General features: G+C 57.6%; 12 protein-coding genes. 9 read left to right on the top strand and 3 right to left on the bottom strand.

Annotated features, from left to right (window positions below; all coding sequences use genetic code 11):
• Positions 1 to 232 precede the first annotated feature (232 nt).
• Positions 233 to 1,063, top strand: a complete 831-nt coding sequence (locus V3C63_RS01195; RefSeq protein WP_329885991.1) for a FadR/GntR family transcriptional regulator — start codon at positions 233 to 235, stop codon at positions 1,061 to 1,063.
• Between the two features lie 110 nt (positions 1,064 to 1,173).
• On the opposite strand, the gene V3C63_RS01190 is transcribed toward V3C63_RS01195, so the two are convergent.
• Together V3C63_RS01190 and V3C63_RS01185 are read right to left on the bottom strand one after the other, a co-directional pair.
• Positions 1,174 to 2,172 (bottom strand): GGGtGRT protein, encoded by a 999-nt coding sequence (locus tag V3C63_RS01190; protein WP_329885990.1) that lies wholly within the window; start codon positions 2,170 to 2,172, stop codon positions 1,174 to 1,176.
• An 11-nt stretch (positions 2,173 to 2,183) separates the two neighbouring features.
• A complete protein-coding gene (locus V3C63_RS01185) occupies positions 2,184 to 2,876 on the bottom strand; it encodes an iron-sulfur cluster assembly scaffold protein (RefSeq protein ID WP_329885989.1) in 693 nt (230 codons plus the stop codon).
• Between the two features lie 390 nt (positions 2,877 to 3,266).
• Here V3C63_RS01185 and V3C63_RS01180 point away from each other — a divergent pair, with 390 nt between their 5' ends.
• The 6 genes from V3C63_RS01180 (at position 3,267) to V3C63_RS01155 (ending at position 7,914) form a co-directional block, all read left to right on the top strand.
• Positions 3,267 to 5,192, top strand: coding sequence for a DUF2284 domain-containing protein (locus V3C63_RS01180; protein WP_329885988.1), 1,926 nt, complete (start codon positions 3,267 to 3,269; stop codon positions 5,190 to 5,192).
• 81 nt (positions 5,193 to 5,273) lie between these two features.
• Complete coding sequence (locus tag V3C63_RS01175) at positions 5,274 to 6,032, top strand: MTAP family purine nucleoside phosphorylase (protein WP_329885987.1); 759 nt, start codon at positions 5,274 to 5,276, stop codon at positions 6,030 to 6,032.
• Complete coding sequence (gene mtnA, locus V3C63_RS01170) at positions 6,032 to 7,060, top strand: S-methyl-5-thioribose-1-phosphate isomerase (RefSeq protein WP_329885986.1); 1,029 nt, start codon at positions 6,032 to 6,034, stop codon at positions 7,058 to 7,060. The genes V3C63_RS01175 and mtnA overlap by 1 nt, the downstream gene beginning before the upstream one ends.
• Positions 7,050 to 7,514, top strand: a complete 465-nt coding sequence (locus V3C63_RS01165; protein WP_329885985.1) for an apurinic/apyrimidinic endonuclease family protein — start codon at positions 7,050 to 7,052, stop codon at positions 7,512 to 7,514. Before mtnA ends, V3C63_RS01165 begins: the two co-directional genes overlap by 11 nt.
• On the top strand, positions 7,502 to 7,627 hold the full coding sequence (locus tag V3C63_RS01160; protein ID WP_329885984.1) for a hypothetical protein: 126 nt from the start codon (positions 7,502 to 7,504) through the stop codon (positions 7,625 to 7,627). Before V3C63_RS01165 ends, V3C63_RS01160 begins: the two co-directional genes overlap by 13 nt.
• Positions 7,573 to 7,914, top strand: coding sequence for a hypothetical protein (locus tag V3C63_RS01155; RefSeq protein WP_329886270.1), 342 nt, complete (start codon positions 7,573 to 7,575; stop codon positions 7,912 to 7,914). Before V3C63_RS01160 ends, V3C63_RS01155 begins: the two co-directional genes overlap by 55 nt.
• A gap of 277 nt (positions 7,915 to 8,191) precedes the next feature.
• Here V3C63_RS01155 and V3C63_RS01150 read toward each other — a convergent pair whose 3' ends face one another.
• Positions 8,192 to 8,905 carry an MIP/aquaporin family protein gene (locus V3C63_RS01150; protein ID WP_329885983.1) on the bottom strand — a complete coding sequence of 238 codons (714 nt, stop codon included), beginning with the start codon at positions 8,903 to 8,905 and terminating at the stop codon, positions 8,192 to 8,194.
• Positions 8,906 to 9,302: 397 nt separating this feature from the next.
• Between V3C63_RS01150 and V3C63_RS01145 the strand changes: the two genes are divergently transcribed.
• Both V3C63_RS01145 and addA read left to right on the top strand, forming a co-directional pair.
• Positions 9,303 to 12,635 carry a PD-(D/E)XK nuclease family protein gene (locus tag V3C63_RS01145; protein WP_329885982.1) on the top strand — a complete coding sequence of 1,111 codons (3,333 nt, stop codon included), beginning with the start codon at positions 9,303 to 9,305 and terminating at the stop codon, positions 12,633 to 12,635.
• The gene (addA, locus tag V3C63_RS01140) at positions 12,619 to 16,161 is read left to right on the top strand and encodes a helicase-exonuclease AddAB subunit AddA (protein WP_329885981.1); all 3,543 of its coding nucleotides are present in this window, start codon (positions 12,619 to 12,621) and stop codon (positions 16,159 to 16,161) included. Before V3C63_RS01145 ends, addA begins: the two co-directional genes overlap by 17 nt.
• Positions 16,162 to 16,173: the final 12 nt, after the last annotated feature.

Here is a 16,173-nt window from a genome sequence, read left to right as displayed (position 1 = left end):
TCGTGTAGAGACAGGCAGGAAATGATACAATAGGAGCACCAATTGGGAGGACACAAACTTGACAAAATCAGAAATGAATCCAAATTATCGGCGTAAGAACATGCGAACACTGCGGCGACATCTGCGCATGACACAAAAAGAATTTCTGAATTTTTTTTTGATGCAGCCAAACGGAAAACCTGCCATGAGCGTCGCGACGTATTCAAATCTTGAGAGTAAGGGCGGCGATCGCGTGAGCGAAGTCGTAACGAAAGTCTGTCAGAAACTCGATATTGATGCGGCGATTTTTTCGGTCGAGCCGTCGGACTTTAGCGAAGAAATTGCCGTGACGCTGGGTAAGGACATCGAAGAAAGACTTTTGGCCAAGGAAAGTCGTGAGAGCGCCAATATCAGTGAGCTTGTGAATCGCCTGACCATGCATTTTGCCGACGGCATCTACAACGGCACCCTTGAAAAGGGCAGCCGCATTGATTCAGACCGGGAGCTGGCCAACAAAATGGGCGTGGGGCGTTCGGCGGTAAGAGAGGCGCTTAAGGTGCTCAATGTTCTGGGGATGATTGACATCCGCCCGGGGCAAGGCACGTTTATCTCGCAAAAAGAATCCGACTTTTTTATTATCCCGCTTTCGTGGTCTCTTTTTATCAATCGGCCCCAGACTGAAAATATTTTGCAGGTGCGCAACCTCATCGAAGTCGGCGCCGCCAGATTTGCAGCTCAATCTCATGACGAAGCGGCCCTGTCTAAGTTGTATCTTGTCAGCAATGAGATTTATAACGCTTATGTCGCCAAGGATCACCAAAAATTTCTTGAAGCCGATCTAAATTTTCACATTTGCATTGCAGTTTGCTCCGAAAATCCGATTATTTATGCCATGATCCAAACCATTCGCAACCTCTTGAAACGGGTCAGTCAATCCGGAATGGTCGACGATGAGCAGATGACGGCAATCTATAATGAACACAAACAGATTTTCGGATCCATCATTGCGAAGGATCCGGATGCTGCTGCGGCCGCAATGGCCAGGCATCTGGAGAATTCCCTGGAACGTTATAACTATCAATAACGACAAAAAAAGCCAGAAGCTTTGATGCACTCCTGGCTTTTTTGTCGCGGTCACGGCTTCTTTTGTCTTTTCTGTCAGCTTTTGATATATATGATCTAAAAAGCCGATCGTTATTTTTTCGCTTCTTCGATCGCGACGGCTACGGCAACCGTGGCGCCGACCATCGGGTTGTTGCCCATGCCGATCAGGCCCATCATTTCGACGTGGGCCGGAACGGAGGACGAACCGGCAAATTGCGCGTCGGAGTGCATGCGGCCCATGGTGTCCGTCATGCCGTAGGACGCGGGGCCGGCGGCCATGTTGTCCGGATGGAGGGTCCGGCCGGTGCCGCCGCCGGAAGCGACCGAGAAATATTTCTTGCCCTGTTCGAGGCATTCCTTTTTGTAGGTCCCGGCCACCGGGTGCTGAAAGCGAGTCGGGTTGGTGGAGTTGCCGGTGATGGAGACATCCACGCCCTCTTTGTGCATGATGGCGACGCCTTCGCGCACGTCGTTGGCGCCGTAGCAGTTGACGGCCGCACGTTCCCCGTCGGAATAAGCCGTGCGGGCGACTTCGTTAAGTTCGCCGGTGAAATAATTGTAGTCGGTCTTCACATAGGTAAAGCCGTTGATGCGAGAGATGATGAGCGCCGCATCCTTGCCCAGCCCGTTTAAGATGACGCGCAGGGGTTTTTGCCGGACTTTGTTGGCCGAGCGGGCGATGCCGATGGCCCCTTCGGCCGCGGCGAAGGATTCGTGCCCAGCGAGGAAGGCGAAGCATTCGGTGTCTTCATTTAGGAGCATGGCGCCCAAATTGCCGTGGCCCAGACCGACCTTGCGCTGTTCGGCGACGGAGCCGGGAATGGTGAAGGCCTGCAGCCCTTTGCCGATAACGGCAGCGGCTTCCTCGGCGGTGGTCACCCCGCGCTTAAAAGCCAGCGCCGCGCCCATCGTGTAGGCCCAGCAGGCGTTGTCAAAACAGATGGTCTGGATGCCGCGGACGAGGTCGGCGACATCGACGCCCTTGTCGTCGCAGATTTTCTTGGCGTCTTCCAGGGATGCGATGCCGTTATCCGCGAGCACCTGGTTAATTTTGTCGATTCTTCTTTCGTAACTTTCAAATAAAGCCATGTTCTGCCTCCTTACGCTTCACGCGGGTCGATGGTTTTCGCAGCATTGTCGAACTGACCGTACTGACCGGAAGCCTGCTTGAGGGCTTCATTGGCATCGACGCCTTTTTTGATCGCCGCCATCATCACGCCCAGATTCACATAGGCGTAGCCGACGATTTCGTCGCGGTTGTTGAGGGCGAGCTTTGTCACATAGCCTTCGGCCATTTCGAGATAGCGCGGGCCTTTGGGCAGCGTGCCATACATCGTGCCCACCTGGGAGCGCAGCCCCTTGCCGAGATCTTCAAGGCCGGCGCCGACGGGCATGCCGTTTTCCGAGAAGGCGGTCTGGGTGCGGCCGTAGACAATCTGCAGGAAGAGCTCGCGCATCGCCGTGTTGATCGCGTCGCAGACGAGGTCTGTGTTCAAAGCTTCCAAAATGGTTTTGCCCGGCAGAATTTCGGAGGCCATCGCGGCGGAGTGCGTCATGCCGGAGCAGCCGATGGTTTCGACCAGCGCCTCCTGAATCACGCCTTCCTTCACGTTCAGCGTCAATTTGCAGCAACCCTGCTGGGGCGCGCACCAGCCGATCCCGTGGGTCAGGCCGGCGATATCTTTAATTTCTTTCGCCTGAACCCATTTCCCCTCTTCGGGAATAGGGGCAGGTCCGTGGTTGCCGTTGCTGGCGACGGGACACATGTTTTTGACTTCAACAGAATATTCCATTCACAATACTCCTTTCAGCTTCTTAGTGCCGTGTGCAATAGATGTTAAAACATCGTCTTTATTATACCTGAAAGAGATGAGAATTCAGATAAAATTTGCATTTTTTACTTTTTTAATGCGGTTAGTGCGAGTCGTCCCAAAAGCGCGCTCAGGCATCTGGATCGGGAAAAATGTAAGGGGATGTCACCCGCGTTAAGAAAAGTTATAATCATAAAAGAGAATAAAAGCGGGTGGAGCACACGCAAAACTTACCCTTAAAGAACAAAATCTTGTGTTGAGTCCAGGCGCGCGATTCACTATAATATAAGTTGGTTAAAGTGGGCGATAAAATCGCTTCGTCATCAAAGAACGCTGAATGCGGCTGCGGCCGACTATTCCAGAGGTGAATCCATGGAATACACCCATAAATTTTCATCAGGTCCGCTCTTGATGGATGATATCATCGAGAATTATTTTTCCCTGCGCAAAGCCCGGGGGAAATGCCTGAGATGTTCAAAATATAATAAATTCTGGTCCTGCCCCGAGTTTGGCTTTAACGAGAAACTTCTGCTCGAGCAATTCCAATACCTTTATGTCGTCGGGCGGGAATACGCCGTGCCCAAAGAGCACAAGCAGACCATCACCGGTGTGGTGCGCACGAAAAACTATATCGAAGAGGTACAGGCGCGCATGAATACCGAAAGCTGGCGGGATCTGCTCGAAATTGAGAAGGATTATCCCAACGCGATGACTCTGCGCCCCGGGAATTGCAACATCTGCGAAGCGGCGGGGATCAAATGTGCGAAACAGAATCATGAGCGCTGCCGCCATTCGGAGCTCATGCGGTTCTCGATGGAATCGCTGGGACTCGACGCAGATTCCATTGCGAAGTTTGAAGTGGGCATGCTGCTATCCTGGCCGTCGGACAATCACCTGCCGGAAAAAATCGCCTGTCTGATGGGGGTGATGATCAACGAAAAAATCCCGATGCAGCAACTTAAAAGTTATTTTCCCGATGCGAAAAAGAGCTATCTCAAAGCGGGGCAGACCATTTTAGGCGGAGAGGACGCGCCCCAGGCCAAGCGGCTCGACAGCTGGCTGGACCATCAGACCCAGGAGCTTTTGGCCAAGGAAGCCGTGCAAGGCGATCACGGCAGCTGGCTGGGCTTTAAAGACAATTCGCTGAGCTCCGGAGATTTTGTGAAAAGCCGGCCTTGGGCGCAGGATGATGCTGAGTTTCCTGGCCCGCCGCCGGAATACGCGGCCGACGCACTGCCCGAAGGGGATCGCGTCGCCGCATCGCCGCCGCCTGACGTCCCGGAAGCGGCGCCAAAACCCCTGCCGCCTGCGGAAGGCGCTGAGGCGTCCGACGAAAACGACGAGCCGAAATACAAGTGGCTCGGCTTTAAACGGCCAGTGGAGGAAGCGGAAGCCCTGATGCGCGAGCGGCCCATTCCCAAGTTTAACGTGACGGAAGAAGCTGCCGCACCGGAAGAACCGGCGATCCGGCCGGCAGAAACCGCTGCGTCGGTTGATGAGAGCCAGGTGAGCCAGGGAAATAACATCCAGTTCGACCGGTTGGCGATGATTCGCCAGGAGCTCGAGTGCACCATTCGCAAGGCCATGCCGGAGGCTTCAGATACCCAAGTGATGCAGCTGCTGGCAGAGACCCTGCAGGGAGCCGTGACTAAACAGCAGCATCAGGAGCATGTGGCCCCGGGCAGTGAGGGCGCAACGGTGTTCTCCGATCCGCCGGGCAGCCATCCTGCCCCGCCGGAACCGCCGATACCGCCCCAAGTTTCGATGCAACCGGCGCCCAAGCCGGAGATGCGGACGCTAGAGCCGACTGCCGAGGCGGTTTTGCCGGCGTCCCAGCCGGAGGAAAAAACACCTCCCAAACAGCAGGTCTGCAAGAAAGTACGCCGTGTGGCGAAACCCAAGCCGGCGAGGAAAAAGACACGTCTCAAACCAAAGGCCTCCCAGGATGTGCTGGGGGCGGCATTGGCCATTGCCCAGGCCGTGGTCTCTGAAACGGAAGAGCCTGCGGCCCCGGATTACGAGACGACAGCTTATGAATCCGATGAAGCCGAGGTTTACGGAACCGTCCAGGAAGTGATTTGCGAAGACGTTCCGGAGCCTTCGGAGGCGGCACCGATCGCTGAAGCGGCCGCGTCCGAACCTCCGGCAGCGCAGGTACCGGCCTCTGAAGAGCCGGCGGACCCCAACGATCTAAAGGGCGACGACGACACCCGTTACAAGTGGCTGGGCTTTAAAGCCGAACTGAACGACGGCGATCAGTATGAAAAGGGCGCCTGGCGCAAGAAGAAAAATTATTAAAATTGTCGTTAAATGGCAGCAAATAGCGGCGGCGGATGGGCGTCGCCGCTATTTGCGTATTCAATAAAAAGGAGCAGTGCAATGTATTATTCAGCAGATATTGGTGTGTTCGGCGGCTCTGGACTTTATGAATTAGGGAACGAATACCGGCGGGTCGATGCAGACACGCCCTACGGCAAGCCTTCGGAATCCATCAGTCTTTTGGATGTGAACGGCAAGAAGGTCGCCTTCATGCCGCGCCATGGCAAGGGGCATATCTACAGCCCGGCCGAAGTGAATTACCGTGCCAATGTGGACGCGATGGCGCAGCTCGGCGTTAAAGCGGTGATTTCGGCGAATTGTGTCGGCTCGTTGCGGGAGGATTACAAACCCGGCGATTTTGTGGTTACCGATCAGTACATCAATATGACCGGCGGCCGCAGGGACACGTTTTATGAAAGCCCGAAGGTTGAGCATTTGAGTTCCGCCGAGCCCTACAACGAAAGGCTGCGTCAGTATGCCCTGGAAGAAGGGGCGCGCATGGGGCATACCATGCACGACGGCGGCACCACCGTGGTGATTAACGGGCCGCGCTTTTCCACCAAGGCCGAAAGCAAATATTTTTCGGTGATCGGCGGCGATCTCGTGAATATGACCCAATATCCCGAGGCCTATCTCTGCCAGGAAAAAAATCTGCCGGTGGTCAATATCGCCCTGGTGACGGATTACGACGCCGGACTTAAGGACAACCCCGACATTCCGCCGGTGACCAATGAAATGGTGATGCGGGTGCTGGCTGAAAACACGGAAGAGATGAAGACCCTCATCTTTCGGATGATTGAAAGAATCGGGAGAAAATAATGCGCCCGGTTTATTTTAAAGACGAAGCGTTAAAACTGATCGACCAAACCCGGTTGCCGACCGAGGAGGTGATTCACAGCTACACCGATTATCGCGAAGTCTGCGATGCGATTGTAACCATGGTGGTGCGCGGAGCGCCGGCCATCGGCGTGACGGCAGGCTATGCCGTATATTTGGCTGCCCGGGAATTCGAGCACAAACCGAATTTTGCCTCTCAGGTGCGGCAGGCCTGCAACGAGCTGCGGGCGACAAGGCCGACGGCGGTCAACCTTTTTTGGGCCGTCGACCGACAGGAGGCTTGCCTGAAGGCGGCTCTGGACGCCGGCCGGGATGCTTGCGCGGCGCTTAGGGTCGAGGCGGACGCCATTTGCACCGAGGATATCGCCATGTGCCGCGCCATGGGCAAAACCGGAGCGGCGCTTTTGCATCCGAAGGATACCGTGCTCACCCATTGCAACGCCGGCGCCCTGGCCACGGCGGATTACGGCACGGCTCTCGGGGTGATTCGCGCGGCCTGCGAAGCCGGAAAGGAGATTTCGGTTTATGCTGACGAAACCCGGCCGCTTTTGCAGGGGGCCAGGCTTACGGCCTACGAACTCCACAAAGACGGCATTCCCGTCACCCTGATCACCGACAATATGGCGGGTTGGATGATGCGTCAGGGCAAGATCGACGCGGTGATCGTCGGGGCGGACCGCATCACTCGAAACGGCGATGTGGCCAATAAAATCGGAACCTATTCGGTGTCGGTGCTCGCCGGGGAGCACGGCATTCCCTTTTATGTGGCGGCGCCGACCTCGACCATCGATTTTGACATGATGACCGGCGACGAAATCGTCATCGAGGAGCGCGACCCTAGCGAAGTGGGGCGCTTCGCCGGGGTGCAGACGGCGCCGGAGGGCATCCGCTTCGAAAATCCGGCCTTCGATGTGACGCCGCACCAAAATGTTTCAGCTATCATTACGGAGAGGGGCGTGCTTTATCCGCCCTATATTAAACACATTCCCAAACTCAAAAATGAAGGATAAATCAAAGAAAACCGAACCGGCGCAGGACTGGACCACCAGCATGTTTGCCTGGTTCGGTTATTTTATGCCCATGGAGGAGCGGCTGGCGGCTATTCGCGACGCCGGCTTTGATGAAGTAATGCTCTCCTGGGAGGACGAAACGGCCCCGGCGCGCATCTCCAAGGAGCGTTTCCCAGAGCTTGCGGCGCGCCATCATCTCGACATCACCAATTTTCACGCGCCTTATATGGGATACAGCCGCATTTGGGAGCGGCCGTTATCCGAAAACCGCGCCTACCTCGATCGGCTTGTCGGTGATGTGACGGATTGTGCCCGTTTTGCAGTGCCGGCGATCGTGGTGCACACCGTCGATTTCGAGCTGGGCCCTTATGATTTTGATAACGGACGGGCCTTTTTTCGGAGCTGGCCGACGCCGGCGAAAAATACGGGGTCAATATCGCGGTGGAGAACGTGACTCGGCAATTTTTACTGCGGCGGCTGCTTGACGAAATTGACGCGCCCCGTTTCGGTCTGTGCTACGACGTGTCCCACGATTATATGCTGCCTTGCGGGAGGGGCGCATTCTAAAAGATTATGGCAGCCGCCTCAAGGCCCTGCATTTTTCAGACAATGACGGCCATCTGGACCGGCATTGGATTCCCGGCGAAGGATTTTTGCCCCTGTCGGATGTGATGGCGCAGCTGGATGCCGTTGGCTGGCACGTCCTTTCCTGTGAACTGATTGCGGCGCATTTTTGGCAGGAGCGGGATCCGCGGGACTTCTGTTTTGCGGCGCACGATCAGGTGAACCGTTTGATCGTGGATTTTAAACAAAAGCCGTCTCGGATAAAGGGACAGAAAAAAGCGAAAAAATAAAAGCCGGGGCTTGCAGCGCCACTGGCTTTTGGTTATAATAGCAACGTCAATTGTTTGGGGCAAGCGCTTCGAACATTTCATTTCTTTTCCTTATTTTAGCCGGCAGGTGACTGTCGGCTTTTTGCTGCGCCAAAATAACGGCGATCAAGGTGAATAGGAAAAGGACGCCAATAAAAAAGCTGCTCGGGAAACCGAGCAGTCTTCCGCGTGTGAAAGGTCGCAATAATAAAATTTTACCGAAAGCTGATAAGACAGCGATTGAACTGTCAGGTTGGCTTTAGAGCCAGCCAACGACCATCTGGCCGACAAAAGCGCCGCAAATACCGCCGAGGATCGGGGTGATTGCTGCGTTCCAGGCATAACCAAAATCGGAATCGCCTTTGTTCGGAATCGGCAGAATGGCATGGGCCAGACGCGGCGAGAAGTCACGCGCTGCGTTCATGGAGAACCCAGTGGTGGCACCCAGCGAATAGCCGACGCACATGATGATCAGGTCAACGACGAAAGCGGCGGCACCGGCAGCACCGACAGCAGCAGGAATCGTCAGGATGAAGAACAGCAGGAAGAATGTCGCAATAAATTCTGATAAGAAGTTAAAGAACGTGTTTCTAATATTCGGAGCTGTGCAGAAGCACCCTTTGATAGTACCCGGATCGGTGGTCGCATCGAATTGCGGTTTGTAGTAGAGCCACAGGATGATAGCGCCGACGAAGCCGCCGAGCATTTGGCAAACGATATAGCCCGGAACCATGGACCATTCGAAGTTGCCGATGCAGGCCATCCCGAGGGTAACAGCAGGATTGAAGTGAGCACCGGACTGTGCGCCAAAGGCCATAGCCGGCAGACCAACTGCGAGACCCCAGCCGATGATCGTATGAACAGAGCCTGCGCCCTTCCAGTTTGTTCCTTCAAGATTTTGACCGCAACAAACGCCGTCCCCTAAGAGAACGAGCATGGCGGTACCGATAAATTCGGATAAATATGGAATCATTGTCCATCCCCCTTATAAAATAATGATGTTAAAATAGAATTGCATTGTCCCTGCAACACGTTCCCTCCCAGGACGTGTTGCACGTCGTTTGCGATTCCCTTTCACGCTCTTAATTATACATTAAGCATTTGTAAATGTAAAGCCTTTTCAATTGAAATAGAGATAATAATTTGGCGCAAATCAGGAAAAAACCAGCGTTTCAGGTTTGAATCGCATAGGCTGGATTTGACGCATAGACGATAAAATGACGTTTCGCCGGCCGCTTGACACGCGCCGGACAGCCGATGACCATCGGCACTTTGTGTTATAATCAATAAACGATATGGGACAAAGATGCGCCGCCCCATTTAAGAAGGCGGCGCGCATATTGACAAGCATAAAAATAGGGGGCGTTTTGATGACCATACGACTCATAACGGGGCGGGGCGCCGGTTCAGCCCGGCAAAAGACGCAGATCGTCTATCGGCAGATTCACCAAAAGCTGATGGCCGGCGCGGACCGCTGTTTTTTGATCGTGCCGGAATCCTTCACCTACAGCGCTGAGCGCGGCCTGATCGATGCGACGGGCATGCGCGGCCTGATGGGCGCGGAGGTGATGAGTCTCGACCGGTTGGCTACCCGCGTCTTTTCGGAGGCTGGCGGGGCGACCGCTCACTTTATCGACGGTCACGGTCAGCGCATGCTGCTGACCAAAAGCATTCTGAGCAGTCGCGACGCGTTGCAGATTTACGGGAAGAGCGTCGGCCGGCGGGGGTTTCTCCGCGATATGGAGGATTTTATCGGCGAACTCAAGGAAAGCCATATCGAAGGTGAGACCCTGAAGCAAAAGTGCGCCGCGCTGCCGGAGGCGTCGCTGCTTTCGCGTAAACTCGCCGACGCGGGCACGATTTATGATGCCTATGAAGCGACGCTGGGGGCGGATCGTCTGGACGAGGTGGATCGAGCCCGGCTGCTGTGCAAAAAAATCGGTCAGACCGCCTTTTTAAAGGACGCGTCGATTTGGCTTGACAAGTTTTATACCTTTTCCGAAAAGGATTTTGAGGTGATCGCGGCCCTTGCGGCCCGGGCGTCGACGCTGACCATGACTCTGCTGGTGGACGAGGATCCGGCGGCCGGCGATGGCGAGATCTTTGCGATTGCGCGCAAAACTCGCGCGCGGATGCAGACGCTGGCCGAAACGCTGCATCGCCCCTTTGAAGTCGAAACGGTCGGGGGCAATCAAAAGACAGCTGCAGATCTGGCCCACCTGGAGCACGAATGGTTTGCCGCCGTGCCCCGGGCATATCATGGCGCGGCATCGCGGGTATCTTTGCATGCCTGCACCGATCTTTGGCAGGAGGCCGAAAAGGCTGCGCAGCAAATCGTCAGCTGGACCCGGGATCAGGGCTACCGCTACGGCGATATGACTATTTTGGTGGGCAGCCCGGAGACCATGGGCGAAGGCATCGCCCGGGCTCTGGCCATGTATGAAATCCCGAGTTTTGTCGATCGGCTCGAACCGGTCACCGGGCATCCCCTGGTCGCTTTTTTATTCGCCGCGCTCGACGCCGTGCGTTATCATTTTGAAGGCAGCAGCGTGACGGTTTACGCGAAAACGGCCTTTTCGGGGCTGGACCGGGATTTGGCGATGGATCTGGAAAATTATGCCAAGGCTTTCGGCATTGCCGGCTGGCGCTGGCAGCAGCCCTTTGAACAAAACGATCCCCGGGACGGGCGCCGCAGCGCAGAAACGCTTTGGAATCTGGCGGCACTCAACGCGGCGAAGGAAACCCTGCTCGCGCCGCTGACTGCGCTGTCTCGAAACTTTGAGAAGCCGGCGGTCTATGCCGTGTATCTGCGGGCGCTGGTGCAGTTTTTGGAGGCCACCGAGGTTCAAAAGCAACTGGACGTTCGGGCGGATGCCGCTATGGCGGCCGGCGATTACAAAACGGCGGCCATCAACAACCAAATCTGGAACACGTTGATGACGGTTTTCGAGCAAATTGACACGGCGCTGGGCAGCGACACCGGCGATATTGCGGCCTTTATCCAGATTCTTCAAAGCGGCATCGAGACCTATCATGTGGGCGTGCTGCCGGAACAGCGGGATGCGGTCGCCATTACGGATGCCCTGCGCAGCCGCAGCGACGGCACGAAGATTTTGATGATTCTCGGCGCCAACGAAGGGATGCTTCCGGCAGAGCACAACCGTTTTCCAGTGCTTACCGATCGGGAGCGGGGCATTGTGGGCCTGCAAAACGACAGCCGCTATCTGCAGACCCGGGAGGCCTATGTGCTTTATATGCAGGTGTCCGGGGTCAGTGACGCGCTGTATTGCTCTTACGCGATGAACGACGCCGACGGCAAATCGCTGAGGCCGTCGCATTTGGTGCAAAAGCTGAAGTTGATTTTCCCGACGCTGCCGATGCATTCGGCGGTGGCGGACGACGCAGAGGCGGCGCTCGATTGGGTGACGGGAACCGCCGCAACGGTTAATACCCTGCTGCTGAAGCGCGCGGGCGAGGCCGATCCGGTGACCGATGCCGTCAGCGCCGCCCTGGCGAAGGGCGCCGATGCGGCGCCGGCGTTCTTTCCTCATCGGCCCGGGATTGCGCCGGCGACGGCCGCAGCCCTTTACGACCAGCCGCTGCAGGTGAGCGTGTCCCGGGTGGAGCGGTTTAACGCCTGCCCCTTTGCCTATTTTGTGGATTATGGGCTGCGCCCCGTGCCCATCGATCCCTTTGAAGTGACGCCGCCGGATATCGGGCAGGTGATGCATGCCCTCATCGAGCGGTTGTTTAAGTGGGCGGAGGAGCAGGGCACGACCCTCGACGCTCTGCCGGCGGCCGACCGGGCGGCGCTGGTCAATTTGTTTTTAGCGGATCTTCTGGCTCATGCCCGCCACGACGTGTTTAACCGCAGCGGCAAATTCCGTTATCAGGGGCGCAAACTGCACCGAGTCGGGGTGAAAACGCTGGCTGCCCTCAGCGATCATCTGACCCGGGGCGCCTTCACCTTCCGCTGCGGCGAGCAGTTTTTCGACGCGCCGCTGCCCCTTGCGGGCGGCGAGGCGGCGGTCCGGGGGATTGTGGACCGCATCGACACCTACCGCGCCGGCGAGGAAACCTTTGTGAAAATCATCGATTATAAAACCGGCAACCGCGAGGTAAGCCCGGCGGAAATTTATTACGGGCTGTCGCTGCAGCTGTTGGTCTATATGGATGCGAGCCTTCAAATGCTTTCGAGTGAGGGGCAAAAAGCGCTGCCCGGCGGGGCCTTTTATTTTCACGTGGACGATCCGGCGGTGGAAAGCGACAGCCGGGACGCCCTGGCGGTGCAGCGGGAACAATTGGAGGCCTTCCGGATGAACGGCATTTATTTGGACGACGCCCGGGTAATGCAGGCGCTGGACGACAGCGGCGCCAAAAAATCGCCGGTCTATGCCAAGGGTTCCAAGGCGTCGCGTTACGATCTCGCGGCGTTTAACGGGCTCTTGCATTACGCCAGGCAGTCGGTGAAGCAAAGTGCCGAGGCGATGCTCGCGGGAAACATCGCCGTCAGCCCCTATCAACTGAAAGGCGCGATGGCCTGCGACCGATGCGCTTATCAGAGCATCTGCGGCTATGACGCGCAGATCAGCGGCGATGCCTGCCGCCGGCTGAACGGTGACATCAGCAAGGAGCAGCTGGTGGCCGAGGCAGAAGCGCTTGACGACAATCCAAAGGAGGACAACGATGCAATGGACGCCTGAACAAGAGGCCGCGATCGCGAGCCGTCACGAAAATTTATTGGTCTCCGCTGCGGCGGGCTCGGGCAAAACGGCCCTGCTGATCGAGCGGATCCGGCGGTTGATCGTCGAGGATGGCGTCGGCGTGGACAGCCTGCTCGTGCTCACCTTCACCCGGGCGGCGGCGGGCGAAATGCGGGAGCGGCTGAGCGTGGAGCTGACCAAAGCCCTCGCCGAAGCCCGGAATTCGAAAATGCGCCGGCGGTTGTCGGAGGCGCTTCAAAAGCTGTCGATGGCGGCGATTGAGACCATTCATGCCTTCTGCGGGGAGGTGGTGCGCGAATATTTTCAGGAAGTTGGGGCGGATCCCAATTATCGTATCGGCGACGAAACCGAGCTCGCCATGCTGCAAAACGAGGCGCTGGCTGCCGTGTTCGAAACACGCTATCAGCAGATTCCGGAGAACGGCCGCACGCCTTTCTCCGACTTGGTGGACCGCTACACCACAAGCCGCGGCGACGAGGGACTGCAGAATCTCGTGCTGCGCGTTTGGCAGTTTCTGACCTCCCTCAAGGATCCGGAAGGCTGGCAGCGATCGGCGATTGATCGGCTTGCGATGGATGCCCCGGCCTTCGAGGCATCGCCCTGGCGCAAGGCCGTGAACGCCATGGCAACCTCCGCCCTCACGGCGGCAGCTCACCTGCTGGATACGGCCCGGGCAATGCTCGGCGGCGTCTCGGGTTTTGAAAAGACAGCGGCCCAGCTGGCAGAGGACCGCGCGATGGTGGCCCATGCCCTCTCGGCGGTGGATGCAGACTGGGAAAGTTTTCGGGTCATGCTTACCGGGATGAAGTTTCCAACTTATAAAGGGAACAGAAAAGCAGACGCGGTTCTCAGCGACGCCGTAAAAAATTGGCGGAATGATGCCAAGAAAGCCGTCGGGGAGGCTCAGGCGCTGGTCATCGGCGATCTTAAAAGCCAGCTGGCGGATCATCGGGCGATGGCCGCGCCGATGCAGGCCCTTCTGGATTTAACGGCGGATTTCGAGGCGGCCTACCGCGAGCTGAAAGCCGAGCGGGACGTGCTCGATTTTCACGACGTGGAGCGCGACACCCTGGCGATTCTGGCGAATGACGCTATCGCCGAAACCCTGCAGCAGCGCTTTGCTCATATTTTTGTCGACGAATATCAGGACACCAACGAGGTGCAGGAGGCCATTCTGGCCCGGGTGCGCCGGCCGGACAATTATTTTATGGTCGGCGACGTGAAGCAGAGCATTTATCGCTTTCGCCAGGCGGATCCGACGATTTTTATCGATAAATACCGTCAGTATCAAAGCGGGCAGGCACCGGCCTCGAAGCTTGTGACCCTTGGGCGCAATTTCCGAAGCGATCAGGGCGTGGTGGACGGCGTGAACGCGCTGTTTTCCCGCATCATGTCGCCGGCGCTGGGAGAGGTGGCCTATGACGATAACGCGGCGCTGGTCTGCGGGCTGGCGGATGAGGGGCGTCCGCTGCTCCCGGTGTCGGTGCAGGTGCTCACCGGCTCCGCGGCGGAGAAGGCAGAAGCCGAAGCGCGCCACATCGCCGGGCTCATCCACCAATGGGTGGGGCAGGAGATCTTTATCGCGAAAGACGCGAAAGAGGGGAAGAAGGGCGTGAGCCGGCCGCTTCGCTACCGGGACATCGGCGTGCTGATGCGCAGCGTCAGCGGCGGCAAAGGCGAGACCGTGGCCCGGATCTTTGCCGGCGAAGGCATTCCCACCTATTTTGATGGCGGCGCGACCTATTACGCGGCCATTGAGGTGTCGGTGGTGCTCAACCTGATCCGCGTGATCGATAATTACCGGCAGGATCTGCCGCTGCTCTCGGTGATGCGTTCGCCGGTCGGCCGCTTTTCCGATGAGGAGCTGGCGGCCATTCGCGTGGCAGCCAAGGCGCGCCCCTTTTATCAAAGCCTTGAAGCCATGGCCGAAACGGCTTCGCCCCTCGGGGAGAAGGCGGCGGGGTTTCTGGTGCAGTTGGCCCGCTGGCATCAGCAGTCTTTTGCGATGAGCGTCTCGGATTTTTTGTGGCAGCTTTATCTGGAAACGGGATATTACACCGCGGTGGGAGCGCTTCCCGGCGGGGAGCAGCGGCAGAAAAATCTGCGGACGCTGCTTGACCGGGCAGAGACCTATCAGGCCAACACCCTGAAGGGGGTCTTTCAGTTTGTGGATTATGTCGAGCGCATGGACAAAGCGTCCTTCGACGATTCGCCGCCGGGGGTGCTCAGCGAGAACGACGACGTCGTTCGGATCATGACGATCCACAAGAGCAAGGGGCTGGAGTTTCCCGTGGTCTTTCTGGCAGGGGCCGGCAACCAGTTTAACATCCAAGACACCGGCGGCAAGGTGCTGCTGCATCGAAAGCTCGGCATCTGCCCGACGTGGATCGATCCCGAAGCCGGCGTGTATCACAACACACTGGCCCGTGCGCTGGCCCAGGCCCGGGGCAAGACCGAGACCCTTTCGGAGGAGATGCGCCTGCTCTATGTCGCGATGACCCGTGCCATGGAAAAGCTCGTCATCGTCGGCACGGTAAAGGATCAGGGCAAGGCGACGGAAAAATGGCAGCGTCCCTGCGAGCCCTATTTCCTCGGGAAAGGCAAGTCGTCGTTTTTGGATTGGATCATGCTTGCCCTTTATGATCCCGGGCGGCCGGGCAACAGCGTGACCCCGGCGGTGACCATCGCGCTGGACGCGGCAGGCGCGGATCAGCCCCTGCATCCCCAAGCCGCGGCGCAAAAGCCGGCCGAGACGGATGCGGCGGCGCTTCGGGCGGAGGTTGTGCGGCGGCTGGCCTGGCATTATCCGGCGCCCCGGACTCAGGCCCCCTCCAAATTGTCCGTCACGGAGATCGAGCGCCTGCGCGAGCAGCAGGATCCGGCCGAGGGGCACATCGAGATTCCCGAGCGCATCACCCGGCCGGCCTTCATGGCGGAAGCCGGGCCCCGGCATTGGCTGCCCGGCGAATTGGGCACGGGCATCCACACCCTGCTGCAGCGCATCGATCTGGATAAAGTCCGCGCCTGCGGCGGCGACGCGGCGCAAATCGCGGCGGTGGTGCGGGCGGAAGCGGCGCGGCTGGCCGAGCTTGGCATTTTGGAAGCGGAACTGGTGAAGGCGCTGGATCTGCGGCCGGTGGTGTGGCTGATGGGCTCGCCCGTCGGCAAACGGCTGCTCCGGGCGACCACCTGCAGGCGGGAGCTGCCCTTTAACCTCGTTGTGCCCGGGCAGCGCATCAATCCGGTCTACGGCGAAGAGACGGTGCTGCTCCAGGGGATGATCGACTGCTGCTTTATCGAGGACGGCCGATGGATTTTGTTGGATTACAAAACCGATCGCTGGCATTCTCAGGAAGCCCGCGATCGGCTGGTCGTCCGTTATCAGACACAGATTGATTTTTATGAGCAGGCGCTGGCGGCGATTACCGGCCGGCCCGTGGCCGAAAAATACCTGCTGTTTATCGCCATGGGCGAGGCGGTGAAGCTGCCGCCGGCCGAAAAATAGTTGACAATTAAA

It is taken from the genome of Pseudoramibacter faecis (assembly GCF_036289405.1).
Taxonomy (GTDB): domain Bacteria; phylum Bacillota; class Clostridia; order Eubacteriales; family Eubacteriaceae; genus Pseudoramibacter; species Pseudoramibacter faecis.
Note: the sequence above shows the minus strand (reverse complement) of the source record. Positions and strands in the feature narration are given on the sequence as shown.

Bases quoted from the DNA above. Each gene is read 5' to 3' on its own strand.
- V3C63_RS01175 (WP_329885987.1), top strand. From the start codon at position 5,274: ATGTATTATTCAGCAGATATTGGTGTGTTCGGCGGCTCTGGACTTTAT.
- V3C63_RS01145 (WP_329885982.1), top strand. From the start codon at position 9,303: ATGACCATACGACTCATAACGGGGCGGGGCGCCGGTTCAGCCCGGCAA.
- V3C63_RS01185 (WP_329885989.1), bottom strand. From the start codon at position 2,876: ATGGAATATTCTGTTGAAGTCAAAAACATGTGTCCCGTCGCCAGCAAC.
- V3C63_RS01180 (WP_329885988.1), top strand. From the start codon at position 3,267: ATGGAATACACCCATAAATTTTCATCAGGTCCGCTCTTGATGGATGAT.
- addA (WP_329885981.1), top strand. From the start codon at position 12,619: ATGCAATGGACGCCTGAACAAGAGGCCGCGATCGCGAGCCGTCACGAA.
- mtnA (WP_329885986.1), top strand. From the start codon at position 6,032: ATGCGCCCGGTTTATTTTAAAGACGAAGCGTTAAAACTGATCGACCAA.
- V3C63_RS01150 (WP_329885983.1), bottom strand. From the start codon at position 8,905: ATGATTCCATATTTATCCGAATTTATCGGTACCGCCATGCTCGTTCTC.
- V3C63_RS01190 (WP_329885990.1), bottom strand. From the start codon at position 2,172: ATGGCTTTATTTGAAAGTTACGAAAGAAGAATCGACAAAATTAACCAG.
- V3C63_RS01165 (WP_329885985.1), top strand. From the start codon at position 7,050: ATGAAGGATAAATCAAAGAAAACCGAACCGGCGCAGGACTGGACCACC.